We start from the raw sequence: 15,792 nt of genomic DNA on the forward strand, positions 1-15,792 counted from the left end.
CAGCCAGTCCACCTACCTGGTTTCTCGGGTCGTCAGCTCGGCCACGCTCTGGGCCACGCCGAAGGCTTGCGGGATCGGCTGGCTCGCCATGTAGAGGCGGTTGGCCGTACGGCGTGGGAGCGGGGAGTACTCGAAGGCGCCGTAGACGCGGCCGTCCGCCGCCATCGGCTGGGCGTGGAAGCGGGCCACCGTGGCGAGGCGGTACGGTTCGCCGCCGTGGCTGTCCAGCACCGCGATCTCGGTGATGCGGCGGGCTCCGTCCGGGAAGCGGGTGAGCTGGATGATGACGTCCACCGCGCTGTTGATCTGGTCGTGCAGCGCCTCGAAGGGGACGCCGACCTCGGACATCGACGCCAGGGTCTTGAGCCGCATCAGCGCGTCCTCGGTGCTGTTGGCGTGGACGGTGGCGAGTGAGCCGTCGTGGCCCGTCGACATGGCCTGGAGCATGTCCAGGGACTCCCCGCCGCGGACCTCGCCGACGACGATCCGGTCGGGGCGCATGCGCAGGGAGTTGCGGACCAGGTCGCGGATGGTGATCTGACCCTTGCCCTCGACGTTCGGGGGGCGGGACTCGAGGCGGATGACATGCGTCTGCTGGAGCTGGAGTTCGGCCGAGTCCTCGATGGTGATGATGCGTTCGTGTTCCGGGATCAGGCCGGAGAGGGCATTCAACAGCGTGGTCTTCCCCGTGCCGGTCGCGCCCGAGACGATGATGTTGAACTTCGCCCGCACCAACCCCGCCAGCAGGTACAGCATGTGCTCGTCCAGCGAGCCGAAGCCGACCATCTCGTGCAGGGTGAAGGAGCGCGGGAAGCGGCGGATGGTCAGGGTCGCGCCGGTCAGGGACAGCGGCGGGATGATCACGTTCACTCGCTCGCCCGAGGGGAGCCGGGCGTCGACCATCGGGTTCGACTCGTCGACCCGGCGGTTGACCGTCGACACGATCCGTTCGATGGTCTGCATCAGCTGGTCGTGGGAGGGGAAGCGGAGCGGCAACTGCTCGACCCTGCCGCCGCGTTCGACGAAGATCGCGTCAGGGCCGTTCACCATGATCTCGGTGATCGACGCGTCTTCGAGGAGCGGTTCGAGTATGCCGAGGCCGAGTGCCTCGTCGACGACCCGCCTGATCAGCTGGGAGCGTTCGACCGTCGACAGGACCGGGCCCTCGCGGCTGATGATGTGGCCGAGCACGCGCTCCAGGCGGGCCCGGCGCTCGGCCGCCGCCAGCGAGCTCATCTCCGCGAGGTCGATCTCCTCCAGGAGCTTGGCGCGGTACGACGCGACGAGGTGGCCGTCCTCGCCCCGGGCGCCGTTCTCCTCGGGGGTGTTGATGCGTGCGCGCAGGCTCATGGTCGTACCTCGTTCAGTGGTCGAGCGGCATGGTCGCGGTCTTCTGAGCGGTGCCGAAGTCCCAGAAGGGGACGAGGTTCGGGATGTCGACGGTGGCGGTGACGGTCACCGAGTCGTCGCCGCCGGACTCGGAACAGGTGACGGACAGCCAGTCGCTGACCGCCGTCGCGCAGCCCTCCTGCGCGCCGTGGTCGAGGGAGGCCGCCCGTGCCCCGGCCCTGGCCGCCGTACCGGCCTGCTGGGCGGCGTAGGCGATGAGCCCGACCTGGACGCCGGCGAGCGCGACGAGGAGGAGGATCGGGATGAATCCCAGGTACTCGATGGCCACCTGGCCGCGGTCGCGGCGGCCGACGGCGCCGCTGCGGCCGTCGCGGACTTCGGAGTCGTTCGCGTCGTACGACATCTCAGTCCTTCTCCTCCTGCACGGCCCCGGCGTGGCCCTCGACGGTGAACGGGAAGCCGATCGCGCCCGGGAAGAGCACCGGCACCTTGAGGGACACCTCCGCCGTGACATACGTGCCGTCCGCCGTGCAGTTCACCTCGGCGTCCCCCTGCCACGCGCCCGGGAGGTCCTTGAGGCCCGCCTCCTCGCAGGCCGCCTGTCCCTCCGACGCCGTGCCCGCCCGCACCGCCTCGTCCGCGGCATGCCCCGCCAGCGTGAAGGTGTATCCCACCAGCACGAACTGCCACACCAGCACCAGCGTCACGATGATGATCGGCGTCATCCCGAGGAACTCGACGGCGACCTGGCCGGAGTCCCCGTAGCGCCGCTTCACGGCCCGATCTCCTTGCGGCGCCGGAAGGCCGTGGAACCCCGCTCCCGCTGCGCGCCTTCCCTGGCCTTGACCAGCCCCAGCTCCCCCGCCAGGGTCCACAGCGCCTGCTTCACCACGCTCTTGTTCTCCAGCTCGTGCACGCGGCCCGCGTCCACGACCCCTTGCAGTTCCTTGAAGTTGGCGGGGATCGCGGTTCCGGCGACGGGCGTGCCGGTGATCCGCCGGATCAGGTGCGGCTGGATCTCCGTGCCGCGGGTGTGGCGGTTGACGACGACCGTCGTCTCCTCCCCCTTGCGGATCTGGAGCCGGTCCCACATCCGTACGGTCCGCTTGGCGCCGCGTACCGCGACGACGTCCGGCGTGGTGACCAGCAGGGCCACGTCCGCCATCTCCACCGCCGCCGCGCCGGCGCCGCTGAGCTGGGCGCCGCAGTCGACGACGACGACCTCGTAGCGGGAGCGCAGGGCGCCGACGATCTGGCGGGCGGCGCGGTCGGTGACCTCCTCGCCGCGTTCGCCCTCGCCGGGGGCCAGCAGGAGGGCGAGGCCGGTGTCGTGGCGGAAGACGGCGTCCGCGAGGACCCTCGGTGAGATGTCCGTGATGGCGGCGAGGTCGACGACCGAGCGGCGGAACTGCACGTCCAGGAAAGAGGCGATGTCTCCCGTCTGGAGGTCCATGTCCACCAGGGCCGTGGGGCGGCCCGACGCCTGGGCGGCCAGGGCGAGCTGGATGGCGGTGAGCGTGGCGCCGACCCCGCCCTTGGCGCCGCTCACCGTGACGACCGTGCCGCCGACGCCGGTGAACACGTCGGCGCCCGCGCCGAGATGGCGCCGTACGCCCACCGACCAGGCGGCGACGGCCTGGACGCGGTTGGCCAGCTCCTCGTAGTGCAGGGGCAGGGCGACCAGGCCGCGGGCGCCGTAGTCCATGGCCGCCTGGAAGAGGCCGGGGCTCGCGTCGGAGGTGACGAGGATGACGCCCACCGCGGGGAAGCGCAGGGCGACCTCGCGGATGAGTTCCAGCGCCGGGACGGGGCCGATGCGTTCGTGGACGACGACGACCTCGGGGAGTTCGTCGACGGACTCGGCGGCGAGGCGGGCGAGGGTGTCGACGAGCTGGGTGGAGTCGACGACCGGGGCGACCGGTTCGGCGTCCGGGAGCTGGCTGAGCAGCGTGGTGAGGGAACGGACCGCGTCCGCGTCGCCTACGGCCGGCAGGATCCTCGTGGGCATACGGCTCTCACTTGTCCTTCGCGAGTTCGTACGTGCGGTCCTGGTCCGGTACGGGCTGGGCGCCGCCGGGGGCCACCAGGGCGAGGCGGACCCGCTCGGCGAACGACTCGGCGTAGGTGAGGCGCTGGGCGTCGAGGGTGGAGAGGGCGAAGGTGATCGGGACGGCTTCCTTGGAGCGCTGGTCCCGGTTGCTCTCGTCGGGGTCGAGCGAGGTCAGCCTGCCGACGTCGAGGACTTTGGCATTGGTTACGATGATCTTGGACTGGGCGGGGCTACCCTCCCGCTCGCCCTCGAAGGTGGCGTACACGTTGACCGTGGAGCCGGGCGTGATCTTGCCGGCGACGCCGGTCGCCGCGTCGATCATGATGGCGACCTCCTGCTGCCCGGGCTGCAGAGCCGGCTGTGCCACGATCATGTCGCTCTGCAGCAGGGAGCCCTTCTCCAGCTTGGTCACCGCGATCTTGCCCTCGATCTGGCGCAGATCGGTGACGGCGTTGTCCGAGAGCCAGCGCTCGGGCATCGAGATCTTCTCGAACTGGGCCCTGCTCAGCGCCGTGTAGGGCTGGATCTCGGACTTGACCTCGTACGCGGTGACCTCGGGGCCGACCTTGGACTTCACGTCGTTGATGACGGAGAGCACGCCGGCGAAGGCCGCCAGGGCGCAGACGACCGACAGGATCAGGAGTATTACGCCGCGGCGCTGACGGGAGTTCATGAACCGGACAACCTCATTGGGGGATATCGGTCGACAGGGCTCACCCTGCGGTGAGTTGGTTCTGGTTCTGGTGCGGGCTCGGATGCTGGTCGGTGGGCGGGGTGGCGGAGCAGAAGACGCAGCGGTCGCCGATGACGTCGATGCCGCACCAGTGGCAGCTGGACTGCCGTACGGACGTCACCAGTTGGTAGAGGACCGAGAGATCGGGCAGGAAGGTGCAGAACTCGATCACCTTCGGGGTGCCCCACCAGGTCGCGGACTCGGCGGGCAGCGGGGTCTCGCGCAGGCCCTGGACGTTCCAGGCGGGCGCCAGGGTGCCCGCGATCCAGTCGGACTGGAACTGACCCTTGGCGACCAGCATCGAGGTGGCGAACTCGGGGCCGGAGAGGGTGGCCTCCGGTCCGACGCGGACGAGTTGCGGCTCCGGGTGGGCGATCACGCCGAACTGGCTGCCGGGCACCCAGGACTTGGCGTGGGACTTCAGGCCGACGGGGACGCGGTCGAGTCGGGCGACGGAGCCGAGGACCGCGCCGGCGTGGATGTAGTGGGTGAGCAGGCGGCCCGCGGAGGCGAGGACGCCGGGGCTGAGGTCGCAGGAGGCGAGCTGGCGCAACTGGCGGGCGAGGACGGCCAGTCCGAGGGGCGGCAGCGCGGGACGGAAGAGCGCGATCCGGTCGCTCTCCAGGAGGGAGCGGATGGTGTGCAGCCGCCGCTCCACGCCGGGGTCCACCACCTGCGAGCACACGACGATCACATGTCCGTGCTGGTCGATGAGCCCCTGAAGCGCCGCCAGCGCGCGGTCCAGCGGCTGTTGGTCGAGGTCCTTGAGGACGATCGCGGGCACGGTCCGCTCGTCCTGTGGCGGCAGTGCCATGTCGGCACCGGTCACGGCAATGGCAGTTGGCACGCGCAGCTCCCCGTTCCCATGCCCCGCCGGCCCGACCGGCGTTACCCGACCCACCCAGTCGACTTCACTGCGTGACTATGCCAGCACTCTAACCACGCGGTTGTGACCGGAGAACAGCGTTTGTGTAGCTGGCGAGGAACTGCCGTTACACAAGTTGCGTCAAATCGGGGCAGGTTGAGCATCTCGCCCGTCACATTTCGACCCCCGGGCCCTTGCCAGGGTCGTCGACTGGGCCCAGGGGCCCACATCGCCGGGCCACTCTCGGGAACGAACTGGTCTGGACCTATTGACAGATGGATTGGTCTGGACCAGCTTATTGTCATGTCCCCACAGAGACGATCGACCCGGCTCTGGTCCGGAGTCGTCACCGCCACCCTCGTCGCCTTCTCCCTCTCCCTCGCGGGCGCGGGTCAGGCCTCCGCAGCCGACGTCAACAACGCCAAGAACGCCGGATTCGAGTCCGGCCTGACCAACTGGACCTGCACGGCGAGCAGCGGTACGACCGTCTCCTCGCCGGTCCACTCGGGCGCCGCCGCCCTCAAGGCGACCCCGGCCGGGCAGGACAACGCCAAGTGCACCCAGTCCGTCGCCGTCAAGCCCAGTTCGACGTACACCCTGAGCGCCTGGGTCCAGGGCGGCTACAGCTACCTGGGCGTCACCGGCACCGGCACCACCGACGTGTCGACCTGGACCCCCGACTCCGCGTCCTGGAAGCAGCTGTCGACCACCTTCACCACCGGCGCCTCGACCACGTCCGTGACGGTCTACACCCACGGCTGGTACGGCCAGGCCGCCTACTACGCCGACGACCTCTCCGTCTTCGGCCCCGACGGGGGCGGCGGCACCGACCCCACGCCCACGGTCCCGGCCGCACCGGGCGGCCTGTCCGTCTCCGGTACGACGTCGTCGTCGGTGTCGCTGGCCTGGAACACGGTCTCCGGCGCCACCGGCTACAACGTCTATCGCAGCGGTACGAAGGTGACGGCGGTGACCGGCACCTCGGCCACGGTGACCGGTCTCGCGGCCTCCACCTCGTACTCCTTCCAGGTCACGGCGACCAACTCGGCAGGTGAGTCACCGAAGTCGGCGACCGTGACCGGCACGACGACGGCGACCCCGACCGGCCCTGCGCTGCCCAAGCACGCCGTCACCGGTTACTGGCAGAACTTCAACAACGGCGCCACCGTCCAGAAGATCTCCGCCGTCCCGTCCCAGTACGACATCATCGCCGTGGCCTTCGCGGACGCGACGACGACGCCGGGTGCGGTGACCTTCAACCTCGACTCGGCCGGGCTGGGCGGCTACACCGTCGACCAGTTCAAGGCGGACATCGCGGCGAAGAAGGCGGCCGGCAAGAAGGTGATCGTCTCGGTCGGCGGTCAGAACGGCACGGTGTCGATCAACGACACGACCTCGGCGACGAACTTCGCCAACTCCGTCTACTCCCTGATGCAGACGTACGGCTTCGACGGCGTCGACATCGACCTGGAGAACGGGATCAACGCCACCTACATGACACAGGCGTTGAGGTCGCTGTCGTCCAAGGCGGGCTCGTCGCTGATCATCACGATGGCGCCGCAGACCATCGACATGCAGTCGACGTCGAACGGCTACTTCCAGACCGCGCTCAACATCAAGGACATCCTCACCGTCGTCAACATGCAGTACTACAACAGCGGTTCGATGCTGGGCTGCGACGGCAAGGTGTACTCGCAGGGCTCGGTCGACTTCCTCACCGCGCTCGCCTGCATCCAGCTGGAGGGCGGACTCGCCCCGTCCCAGGTGGGGCTGGGCCTGCCCGCCTCGACGAGCGGCGCCGGCAGCGGGTATGTGTCACCGACCGTCGTGAACAACGCCCTGGACTGTCTGACGAAGGGCACCGGCTGCGGTTCCTTCAAGCCGTCCAAGACCTATCCGGACCTGCGGGGCGCGATGACCTGGTCGACCAACTGGGACGCGTCGGCCGGGAACGCCTGGTCGAACGCGGTCGGACCGCACGTGCACGGGCTGCCGTAGACGGCCGGGCCGCCGTAGGCGACCGGGCTTCTCAGTCGCCGTCGTCGACCGTCTCGTAGGTCTCGGCGAAGATCTCGCCCTCGCAGGCGTAGTGCTCGCCGCGCACCCCTTCGATCAGCATCCAGCCGGGCGGGATCTCGTCCGGCTCCGCGCCCCGCTCCATGGTGCGGATGCGCAGGACCTGCCCGCCGTCCCGCTCTTCCATGGCGACGAAGTCGTCGCCGAGGAAGGCACGGACGGCGGGCAGGTCCTGCTTCCGGCCCGTCCAGAGCAGCGCGCGCACGGTGACCGGCCGCTTGCGGACGCGGACGACTGTCATGAAGAGCTCCTGGGCGGTCGACGACATGCCTCACCTTGTCAGGAGCTGGTCAGGACGACCAGTCGTTCGGTCGCGCGTGTCATCGCGACATAGCGGTCCACCGCTCCCTCCACCCCCGTGCCGAAGTTCTCCGGGTCGACCAGGACCACCAGGTCGAACTCCAGGCCCTTCGACAGCTCGGGCGGCAGGGAGCGGACCCGTGCCGTGGCCCGGAAGGACGGGTCGCCGATGACGCAGGCGATGCCCTCGGCGGGGTGTTCGGTGAGCCAGGTGTCGAGGATCGAGGTCAGGTCCCCGGTGGAGGCGTGGGTGACCGGGATGCCGCTGCTGCGGATGGAGGTGGGGACGTTGGCGTCCGGGAGGGCGGTGCGGATGACCGGCTCGGCCTCCTTCATGACCTCCTCCGGGGTGCGGTAGTTGATGCTGAGGGACGCCATGGTGACGCGGTCCAGGCCGACGCGGCGCAGGCGTTCCTCCCAGGTCTCGGTGAAGCCGTGGCGGGCCTGGGCTCGGTCGCCGACGATCGTGAGACTGCGGGACGGGCAGCGCAGCAGCAGCATCTGCCATTCGGCGTCCGTCAGCTCCTGGGCCTCGTCCACCACGATGTGCGCGAAGGGGCCCGCGAGGAGGTCGGGTTCGGCCACGCCGAGTTCGGAGTCGTCGACCAGGTTGCGCTGGAAGTCCTCGCGGCGCAGCTGGGTCATCAGACCCTCGCCGTCCACGTCGGCCGCGATCAGGTTCTCCACGACCCGCGCCATCTGGTCGCGCTGGGCGGCGAGGGCGGCGTCCTGCCGGCGTTTGCGGGCATCCGCCTTCGGGTCACCGAGGCGCTGCCGTGCCGCGTCGAGGAGGGGGAGGTCGCAGACGGTCCAGGCCGCCGGGTTCGCGCGTTGCAGGGTGCGGACCTCGTCGCGGGTGAGCCACGGGGCGCACAGCCGCAGATAGGCGGGGACCGTCCACAGGTCGCCGACCAGGTCGGCCGCCTCCAGCAGGGGCCAGGCGCTGTTGAGGGCCTCCACCAGTTCCCTGTCCTGGCGCAGCACCCTGCGGAACTGCTCGGGCGGGAGGTCCTTGCCCTGGTACTTCTCCCGCAGGATCGCGACGAGCTTGTTCCAGATCTCGCCGCGGGCCTCGTTGTGCGGGGTGCCCGGTTCCGGGGCGTCGAACGCTTCGGCCCAGTCGGCGGCGGTGAGGCGGAGGTCGGTGTGGTCGACGGTGACCGTCCTGCCCTCGGTGGGCGGCTCCTCGTAGAACCGTACGGCCTTCTCGATCGCCTTCACCAGGTCGGCCGAGGACTTCAGCCGGGCCACCTCCGGGTCGGTCTCCAGGGTCGCCTCCGCGCCCTCCTCGACCAGGTCGCGCAGGATGCAGGTCTGTACACCCTCCTCGCCGAGGCTCGGGAGGACGTCGGCGACGTAGGAGAGGTAGGGGCGGTGCGGGCCGACGAACAGGACGCCGCCCCTGCGGTGGCCCAGGCGGGGGTCGGAGTAGAGGAGATGGGCGGTGCGGTGCAGGGCGACGACCGTCTTGCCGGTGCCGGGGCCGCCGTCGACGACGAGCGCGCCGCGCGAACCGGCGCGGATGATGGCGTCCTGGTCGGACTGGATGGTGGCGAGGACGTCCCGCATCCGGTCCGAGCGGTTGCTGCCGAGGCTGGCGATGAAGGCGGACTGGTCGTCGAGGGCGACCTGCCGCTCCAGGCCGTCGGCGGTGAACACCTCGTCCCAGTAGTCGCTGATCCGGCCCTCGGTCCAGCGGTAGCGGCGGCGGCTCGCGAGGCCCATCGGACGCGCGTGGGTCGCCGCGAAGAACGGCTCGGCGGCCGGCGAACGCCAGTCGATCAGCAGCCGGTGCCCCTCGCTGTCGGTGAGCCCGAGGCGGCCCACATAGAGGGGCTCGGCGTCGTCGGCGCCGACCATGCGGCCGAGGCACAGGTCGAGGCCGAAGCGGCGCAGCGTACGCAGGCGGGCGGTCAGGCGGTGGATCTCCGCGTCCCGGTCCATCGCGGCCCGGCCCGCGCCGCCGGGCGCCCTGAGCTCGGCGTCGAGCCGCTCGGACAGTTCGGCGATCGACTCCTCCAGGCTCGCCGCGATCGCCGCGAAGTGCTCCTCGTCGGCGGCGATCAGGGCGGGGTCGGCCTTGGCGGAGAGGCGGTCGGGCAGGTCGAACGCCGTGCCGGCGGTTCCCTGGGGGTTCACGTGATCAGCTCCGATGGAGGCCGAATGCGGGTGATGGACGATGTTCAAGCATGCATGGCCGTCTTCACGGCACGGCGGGACCCGCCACGTCGACCAGCAGCTTCGCCGCGACCGCGGCCCCGTCCGTGCGGATCTCGGCCGCCAGGGACCGGGCGCGCTCGCGGGTCTCGGGGGCCAGGGCGACGGTGAGGGCGGCCGACAGGGAGTCGTAGGTCGGGGTCGGGCCGTCGTGGGCCGCGCCGATGCCGAGTTCGGCGACGCGCTGCGCCCAGTACGGCTGGTCGGCCATCTGGGCCACCACCACCTGCGGCGCCCCGGCCCGGGCGGCGGCGGTGGTCGTACCGGCGCCTCCGTGGTGGACGACCGCGGCCACCCGGCGGAACAGCTCCTGCTGGTTGACCTCGCCGACGACGAAGCAGTCGTCCTGGCCGTCGGTCAGCGCGAGGTCGGCCCAGCCGCGCCCGAGCAGTACCCGGTGTCCGTGCGCGCGGACCGCTTCCACGGCCGCCCGGGAGACGTCCGCCGCGTCGCGCAGCGGCATGCTGCCGAAGCCGACGTACACCGGCGGGGCGCCCGCGGCCAGGAACTCCTCCAGGTCCTCGGGGAGCGGCCGGTCGTCGGTCCGGATCCAGGCGCCGGTCTGGACGACGTCGAGCTCGGCGGGCTCGGGCCAGGGGCTCAGGGCCGGGTCGGACGCGAGGAGCGGGCGGTCGGTGAGGACGTGGTCGCGGACGTTCGCCACCGGGGGCAGGCCGAGCTCGGCGCGGTGGGTGTTGACGGCGGCGCCGAACAGCTCGTTCAGGACGTCGGTGTTCAGGTCCCACAGCGCCCGGTTGTCCGTGACGTCCGCCGGGAGCGGGTGGCCCGGGAAGGCGAGCGGCGGGTGGTGCGGGGAGGGCAGGTAGGACGGGAAGCAGGAGACGAACGCGTACGGGACGCCCGACTTCTCCGCCGCGGCACGGGCCGCGGCGGCCGCCGGGAGGAGTCCCGTCGCCACCACCAGGTCGCTGCCCTCGGCCACCGGGGCGACCGTGTCGTAGACGGACGCGAACAGCGCGGCGGCGCGCTCCCGCATGGTCGGGGGGAGCTTCGTCGGCTTACCGGTCAGGGCGTCCGTCGCCAGTTCGCGCACGGACCGACCGATCGCCACCAGCGGGACGCCGACCCCGGCGAGCAGCTCCTCGAAGTCGGGCGGCGCGCACACCGACACCTGCGCGCCCAGCTCCCGCAACGCCACCGCCAGGCCCGCCATCGGTTCCACGTCCCCGCGCGATCCGTACGTCAGCAGCACAACACGCATCAGTGACTTCCTCATTTCCGCAGGTCCCGGGCTCAGGCCGACGATTCTGCGGCACGAGGGGGGCCTTGCCGCAAGGCCCCCGGTGCGCTATACATTGAATATGGCAAGGGGTGTCCACACCTCCTTGCCTTTCGTGTTTCCGGGGCACGTCTCAACCCTGGAGGGATGTCCGGTGGTCGTGTGCCGGGTCCGCGGGGCAGACGAAGACGTTGAACGAGCCGCCCCGGCCCACGCTGACGTGCGTGGGGTCGAGGACCTCGTCCTCCAGGGGAATCCAGCTGCGGGTGCCGCCGTGTTCCGTCGGGCGGATCGCCAGCAGGAGTTCCATGGGCGTGCCGCAGTGACAGACCATCGGGTGCGGGCCGGTGACACCCCAGTAGGCGTAACCGCCCACCTTCCAGCCGGCGGCCACCGCGAAGTCGGTGTCGTAACCCAGGGATTCGCCGGACTCCCCTTCCTCCTCCCAGAGGCTCTCCTCCCACTCCTCGATCCTCGACTGGAGCCCCTCGTCGAGGAGTTCGGGCCACTCGTACTCCACGACCCCCGGCTCGGGGTGCAGTACGCAGGGCTCGGGAACCAGCCCTGCGTGGCCGACCACCGCCGGGAGCGGCGGGTTCGTGAGTACGGCGTCCAGGGCGGCCGTGGAGTCGCGCCGGCGCAGCTGGACGGCGGGGGCGTGCGGGAAGCCGTGGGCCTCGAAGGGGCACCACAGCACCTGGAGGAGGTCCTGGCCGGGCGGGGCCGGGAGGTTCGGCACGTCACGGGCGTACAGCTGGGCCAGCGGGAGAAGCGGAACGGGGTGGGTGCCCTCGATGTCCGGCAGCCTGTGCCGGCGTTGCAGTGTCGTCAGCCGCTCGCGTTCCTCGTCGGTGAGGGGGCGGTCCTTCGCCGCCGCGTGGAGACGGCGTTCCTCGTGGATGTCCGCGATCCTGCGGCCCTTGTTCCTGCGGTGCTCCTGCGTGCAGGTCGGCCACGGCTCGTCCGCGGGCCACAGCAGCGGGCCGCCCACCGAGCTGTCGTACGGCGTCGGGGCTCCGGGGCGGGGGTGGAGGCGGGTGCAGGTGCCTCGGTGTGCGGCCAGTTCGGGGAACAGGGCCTCGATGTCGAAGGGGCGGGGCGGGGTCGTACGGGTCATCGGATCGGCTTGTAGTAGCCGAGGATCGCCTGGAGTCCCGCGAACCACTCCCGCAGGCGGTCCTTGGGTTTCGCCTCCACCGCGCACTCGTAGAACTGGCCGCTGTGCAGGACCACCGTCACCACCAGGGCCTTGCCGTTCGGGGTCGCCTTGTAGTGGACGGTGTGGATCTCGGGCCAGCTGAACTCGGCCTCCGCGCCGCGCATTTCGAAGGCGACGCCGGACATGTCGATGACCACGGAGTTGTGGCGGTCGACGGCCAGGAACTCCGGGCCGGCCGGGACCGGCGGCACGGGCTGGGCCTGCGGCGCGTACTGCGGGGGCGGGGGGCCGAAGGCTCCTGGTGGTGGGCCGTAGGGCGGCGGCTGGGTCATCGGTGTCCCCCGGTGGGTGTCTCGTACAACGGTCGTGCGACTTCGGTACCGCAACCTATCGGTGAAACATTTCCCCGGGTCCGCCGCATCAGTACAAGTGAGGACGGTGCGCGCCGGGCACCCACGAGCAGGGGGAACACATGAGACAGGTCCTTGCGGACCAGTACGCGGAGTTCGCGGCGGCACGCGCGGGGCATCTGTACCGCTCCGCGTGCCTGCTCACCGCCGGTGACACGCATCTCGCCGAGGATCTGGTGCAGGAGGCCCTGGGCCGGCTGTACATCAGCTGGCAGCGGGTGAGCCGGGTCGGCAACCCGGCCGGGTACGCGCAGACCGTGCTCACCCGGACGTTCCTCGCCCATCAGCGGCGGCGCAGCAGCACCGAGCGGGCCACCGACTCCCTGCCGGACCGGGCCGCCACCGACCAGCGGGACGTGCCGCTGCGGCTGACGCTGCTGGAGGCGCTGGGGCGGCTGCCCGCGAAGGACCGGGCGGTGGTCGTCCTGCGCTACTGGGAGGACCGTTCGATCGAGGAGACCGCCGACGCGATGAACGTCAGCTCGGCGGCGGTACGGACCCGGTGCACACGGGCCCTCGGGCGGCTGCGCGAGCTGCTGGGCGAGGACCTCGGCGAATACGCCCGCTTCTGACGACGCCCTGATGCCCTGACGCCCTTCATCTTCCGTCCCTACGACTTCACCTCACTCAGACCTCGCGGAAACGGTGGTTTGCCATGCCCGTACATCAGCACAGCGATCCCTTCGAGGACCGTGTCGCCGACGAACTGCGCGCCACCGGTGGGCAGTTCCACGCCGACCCGGCCGCGCTCACCTCCGCCGGCCTGGCCCGTGGGCGACGGCTGCGGCTGCGGCGCCGGGCGGCCGTCGTGGGCGGCGCGGCGTCGCTCGCGCTCGTCGGGGTGGGCGGGGCGCTGCTGCTGCCCGGTGGGGGTGCGGACCCGGACAAGGCCTCGGTGGGTTCGACGTCGACCGCGTCGTCGTCCGCCAAGCCGACCGCGCCGCCGGTCTCCGGCCAGGAGCTGATCAGCACGCTCAAGAAGGAGCTGGGATACGGCAAGTTCAGTCAGGAGACCGGTCGCGGCACCGAGGACGCGCCGTATGCGTGGCTCGTGTGGGACGACGGGGACGGGGGTGCCGTCGTCTCCGTGAGCATGGAGCGGGTCGAGCCGGGGAGTCAGAACGCCCGGGAGTTGACCGCCTGCCCGGACAAGACGTACACGCCGTACGACAGTTGCAGGACCAGCCGTCTCGACAACGGCTCGGTGCTGAGGATCTTCCAGGGGTACGAGTATCCCGACAAGCGCGAGCCCACCAAGTCGTGGACCGCCGACCTGGTCACTCCGAAGGGCCAGCATGTCGCGGTGTACGAGTGGAACGCCGAGGCCGAGAAGGGCTCGCCGGTCACCCGGGAGGAACCACCGCTGGACGCGGCGGAGTTGAAGAAGCTGGTGACCGCGCCGGCGTGGCTGAAGGCGGTCGACGCCACTCCCGTGAAGACGTGGCCGTCGGCCCAGCCGGAGGAGACCACGGCCCCCACCGACATCCGCAAGACGCTCGTCGATCTCCTGCCCGACGGTCTCACCCCGGTCTCGCGGGGCGGGGACGAGTCCGGATGGGGGTATGTCGTCGTGGACGACGGCGAGGGCAGGAGTCTCGTCGAGATCAACGTGCAGCCGAACATGGGGGACCTGCTCGGCGAGAGCATCTTCGAGGGCGCCGAGGAGGTCGGCGACGGCACGATGCTCGTCACCCGTGAGGACGCCGGGGACAAGGACGTGGCGGGCACGGTCAGGTGGACCGTCGACACGGTACGGATCAACGGCCTGCGGGTCGTGATCAGCGCCCTCAACGCGGGCGGGCCGCACGACGACCCGAGCCGTGCCAAGCCCGCCCTGACGATGGACCAGCTCAAGAAGATCGCGCTCAGCTCGGCGTGGGGGCCGAGCCGGGAGGACATCTACGGTCAGAAGAACTCCGACCAGGGCTGATCCCAGATCTGCTTCACGCACAGCACCAGGAACAGCAGCCCGGCGATCACCAGCATCGCGTTGCTGACCAGGCCGTTGCGCCATTGCACGGGGGTGCGTGAGGAGTTGAGGAGCCAGATCAGGGTGCCGGCCAGGAAGGGGAGGAAGGCCGCGCCCAGGACGCCGTAGAGGATGATCAGGCGGAAGGGCTGGCCCTGGAAGAGCAGGACGATGGGCGGGAAGGTCAGCCACAGCAGGTACGCGCGGAAGGGCCAGGAGCGTTCGCGCGCACCGGAGGCGACCTCCTCGCCCTTCGCCGTCTCCGTCGTGCGGTAGCGGGCCACGAAGTCGGCGAACATCAGGCTCACCCCGTGCCAGACGCCGATGAGGGAGGTGAAGGAGGTGGCGAAGAAGCCGATCAGGAAGAACTTGGCGGTCGCCGCCCCGTACTCCTTCTCCAGGATGTCGCTGAGCTGGATGAGGCCCTTGTCCCCGCTCGCGATGGCCACGTTCGCCGAATGCAGCAGCTCCGCGCCGACGAAGAGCATCGCGATGACGAAGATGCCGGTGGTGGCGTAGGCGACCCGGTTGTCGAGCCGCATGACCTTCATCCAGCCGGTGTCGGTCCAGCCCTTGGCGTTGACCCAGTAGCCGTACGCGGCGAGGGTGATGGTGCCGCCGACACCGCCGATCAGGCCGAGGGTGTTGAGGATCGAGTCCTTCTCGTCGGGCAGGACGGGGAGCAGGCCCGTGAAGGCGTCGGGCAGGTTCGGGGTGACCCGGATCGCCAGGTACACGGTCACCACGAACATGACGCCCACCAGGACGGTCATGACCTTCTCGAAGACCTCGTACTTGTTGAACCAGACGAAGACCAGTCCGACCAGGCCACAGGCGATCGCCCACCACTTGAGGTCCATCACGTCCGGGAACAGCGCCTGGAGCGGCAGCGCGCTCGACGACATCGCCGCCGCGCCGTAGACGAAGCCCCAGATCACGACGTAGACCACGAAGAACCAGGTGGTCCAGCGGCCCAGGCTCGCCCAGCCGTCGAACAGGGTGCGGCCGGTGGACAGATGCCAGCGGCCGGCGGCCTCGGCGAGGGATATCTTCACGAGGCAGCCGATGACGGCGGCCCACAGCAGCGTGTAGCCGAAGTTGCTGCCGGCGATGAGGGTGGCGACCAGGTCGCCGGCGCCGACGCCGGTGGCCGCGACGACGATGCCGGGGCCGATGTACTTCCAACTGGACTTGCGGGGTGTGGGGGTGGTCGATACCTGGGTGTCAGTGGGGTGTCCCGTGGTGTCCGCCATGAAGGTCAACAAACCGCAAAGATCCAGCACTGACAAGAGGGCGGGCCCGTCCGCCGGCGCACGATTCGCGCCACTGCGTCTTTATTCGCTCTTGACCTGCTCATGCCATGAGTCGACGATGAGCCGCACACCCGCACCGCGTACGTCGCACTGAATCGCCACTCCCCACT

General features: G+C 70.4%; 15 protein-coding genes. 3 read left to right on the forward strand and 12 right to left on the reverse strand.

The genetic code is table 11. The annotated features are described in order from the left end of the window. Positions 1-12: 12 nt before the first annotated feature. From ACIHIX_RS02325 to ACIHIX_RS02350, 6 genes are read right to left on the reverse strand one after another with little or no spacing between them, the layout of a single operon-like run. Positions 13-1,350, reverse strand: coding sequence for a CpaF family protein (locus ACIHIX_RS02325; RefSeq protein ID WP_399948827.1), 1,338 nt, complete (start codon positions 1,348-1,350; stop codon positions 13-15). A 13-nt stretch (positions 1,351-1,363) separates the two neighbouring features. Next, on the reverse strand, positions 1,364-1,753 hold the full coding sequence (locus tag ACIHIX_RS02330; protein WP_399948829.1) for a TadE/TadG family type IV pilus assembly protein: 390 nt from the start codon (positions 1,751-1,753) through the stop codon (positions 1,364-1,366). Position 1,754: 1 nt separating this feature from the next. Then, entirely contained in the window at positions 1,755-2,075 is a 321-nt protein-coding gene (locus ACIHIX_RS02335; protein WP_399950021.1) for a pilus assembly protein, read from the reverse strand. Between the two features lie 47 nt (positions 2,076-2,122). Next, the gene (locus tag ACIHIX_RS02340) at positions 2,123-3,358 is read right to left on the reverse strand and encodes an AAA family ATPase (protein ID WP_329335249.1); all 1,236 of its coding nucleotides are present in this window, start codon (positions 3,356-3,358) and stop codon (positions 2,123-2,125) included. 7 nt (positions 3,359-3,365) lie between these two features. Then, positions 3,366-4,073: a Flp pilus assembly protein CpaB gene (gene cpaB, locus ACIHIX_RS02345; RefSeq protein WP_399948832.1), complete on the reverse strand. Its 708-nt coding sequence runs from the start codon at positions 4,071-4,073 to the stop codon at positions 3,366-3,368. A 40-nt stretch (positions 4,074-4,113) separates the two neighbouring features. Further along, positions 4,114-4,947 carry a hypothetical protein gene (locus tag ACIHIX_RS02350; RefSeq protein WP_399950023.1) on the reverse strand — a complete coding sequence of 278 codons (834 nt, stop codon included), beginning with the start codon at positions 4,945-4,947 and terminating at the stop codon, positions 4,114-4,116. A gap of 354 nt (positions 4,948-5,301) precedes the next feature. On the opposite strand from ACIHIX_RS02350, the gene ACIHIX_RS02355 reads away from it, so the two are divergent. Beyond that, on the forward strand, positions 5,302-6,996 hold the full coding sequence (locus ACIHIX_RS02355; protein ID WP_399948834.1) for a chitinase: 1,695 nt from the start codon (positions 5,302-5,304) through the stop codon (positions 6,994-6,996). Between the two features lie 31 nt (positions 6,997-7,027). Here ACIHIX_RS02355 and ACIHIX_RS02360 read toward each other — a convergent pair whose 3' ends face one another. The 5 genes from ACIHIX_RS02360 to ACIHIX_RS02380 form a co-directional block, all read right to left on the reverse strand. Beyond that, a complete protein-coding gene (locus tag ACIHIX_RS02360; RefSeq protein WP_399948836.1) occupies positions 7,028-7,315 on the reverse strand; it encodes a hypothetical protein in 288 nt (95 codons plus the stop codon). Between the two features lie 38 nt (positions 7,316-7,353). After that, complete coding sequence (gene helR, locus ACIHIX_RS02365; RefSeq protein WP_399948838.1) at positions 7,354-9,513, reverse strand: RNA polymerase recycling motor ATPase HelR; 2,160 nt, start codon at positions 9,511-9,513, stop codon at positions 7,354-7,356. A gap of 64 nt (positions 9,514-9,577) precedes the next feature. Beyond that, positions 9,578-10,813 (reverse strand): glycosyltransferase, encoded by a 1,236-nt coding sequence (locus ACIHIX_RS02370; RefSeq protein ID WP_399948840.1) that lies wholly within the window; start codon positions 10,811-10,813, stop codon positions 9,578-9,580. Positions 10,814-10,964: 151 nt separating this feature from the next. Beyond that, on the reverse strand, positions 10,965-11,948 hold the full coding sequence (locus ACIHIX_RS02375) for a hypothetical protein (protein WP_399948842.1): 984 nt from the start codon (positions 11,946-11,948) through the stop codon (positions 10,965-10,967). Beyond that, positions 11,945-12,322: a hypothetical protein gene (locus ACIHIX_RS02380; RefSeq protein WP_399948844.1), complete on the reverse strand. Its 378-nt coding sequence runs from the start codon at positions 12,320-12,322 to the stop codon at positions 11,945-11,947. The genes ACIHIX_RS02375 and ACIHIX_RS02380 overlap by 4 nt, the downstream gene beginning before the upstream one ends. A 140-nt stretch (positions 12,323-12,462) precedes the next feature. Between ACIHIX_RS02380 and ACIHIX_RS02385 the strand changes: the two genes are divergently transcribed. Both ACIHIX_RS02385 and ACIHIX_RS02390 read left to right on the forward strand, forming a co-directional pair. After that, positions 12,463-12,972 carry a SigE family RNA polymerase sigma factor gene (locus ACIHIX_RS02385; protein WP_399948846.1) on the forward strand — a complete coding sequence of 170 codons (510 nt, stop codon included), beginning with the start codon at positions 12,463-12,465 and terminating at the stop codon, positions 12,970-12,972. Positions 12,973-13,055: 83 nt separating this feature from the next. Next, complete coding sequence (locus ACIHIX_RS02390) at positions 13,056-14,330, forward strand: hypothetical protein (RefSeq protein ID WP_399948848.1); 1,275 nt, start codon at positions 13,056-13,058, stop codon at positions 14,328-14,330. Here ACIHIX_RS02390 and ACIHIX_RS02395 read toward each other — a convergent pair. Next, complete coding sequence (locus ACIHIX_RS02395; protein ID WP_399948850.1) at positions 14,306-15,622, reverse strand: Nramp family divalent metal transporter; 1,317 nt, start codon at positions 15,620-15,622, stop codon at positions 14,306-14,308. The two genes, ACIHIX_RS02390 and ACIHIX_RS02395, sit on opposite strands and share 25 nt — an antisense overlap. Positions 15,623-15,792: the final 170 nt, after the last annotated feature.

The organism is Streptomyces sp. NPDC051913, from assembly GCF_044593635.1.
Classification (GTDB): domain Bacteria; phylum Actinomycetota; class Actinomycetes; order Streptomycetales; family Streptomycetaceae; genus Streptomyces.

Bases quoted from the DNA above. Each gene is read 5' to 3' on its own strand.
- ACIHIX_RS02325 (WP_399948827.1), bottom strand. From the start codon at position 1,350: ATGAGCCTGCGCGCACGCATCAACACCCCCGAGGAGAACGGCGCCCGG.
- ACIHIX_RS02330 (WP_399948829.1), bottom strand. From the start codon at position 1,753: ATGTCGTACGACGCGAACGACTCCGAAGTCCGCGACGGCCGCAGCGGC.
- ACIHIX_RS02335 (WP_399950021.1), bottom strand. From the start codon at position 2,075: ATGACGCCGATCATCATCGTGACGCTGGTGCTGGTGTGGCAGTTCGTG.
- ACIHIX_RS02340 (WP_329335249.1), bottom strand. From the start codon at position 3,358: ATGCCCACGAGGATCCTGCCGGCCGTAGGCGACGCGGACGCGGTCCGT.
- cpaB (WP_399948832.1), bottom strand. From the start codon at position 4,073: ATGAACTCCCGTCAGCGCCGCGGCGTAATACTCCTGATCCTGTCGGTC.
- ACIHIX_RS02350 (WP_399950023.1), bottom strand. From the start codon at position 4,947: ATGGCACTGCCGCCACAGGACGAGCGGACCGTGCCCGCGATCGTCCTC.
- ACIHIX_RS02355 (WP_399948834.1), top strand. From the start codon at position 5,302: ATGTCCCCACAGAGACGATCGACCCGGCTCTGGTCCGGAGTCGTCACC.
- ACIHIX_RS02360 (WP_399948836.1), bottom strand. From the start codon at position 7,315: ATGACAGTCGTCCGCGTCCGCAAGCGGCCGGTCACCGTGCGCGCGCTG.
- ACIHIX_RS02370 (WP_399948840.1), bottom strand. From the start codon at position 10,813: ATGCGTGTTGTGCTGCTGACGTACGGATCGCGCGGGGACGTGGAACCG.
- ACIHIX_RS02375 (WP_399948842.1), bottom strand. From the start codon at position 11,948: ATGACCCGTACGACCCCGCCCCGCCCCTTCGACATCGAGGCCCTGTTC.
- ACIHIX_RS02380 (WP_399948844.1), bottom strand. From the start codon at position 12,322: ATGACCCAGCCGCCGCCCTACGGCCCACCACCAGGAGCCTTCGGCCCC.
- ACIHIX_RS02385 (WP_399948846.1), top strand. From the start codon at position 12,463: ATGAGACAGGTCCTTGCGGACCAGTACGCGGAGTTCGCGGCGGCACGC.
- ACIHIX_RS02390 (WP_399948848.1), top strand. From the start codon at position 13,056: ATGCCCGTACATCAGCACAGCGATCCCTTCGAGGACCGTGTCGCCGAC.
- ACIHIX_RS02395 (WP_399948850.1), bottom strand. From the start codon at position 15,622: ATGGCGGACACCACGGGACACCCCACTGACACCCAGGTATCGACCACC.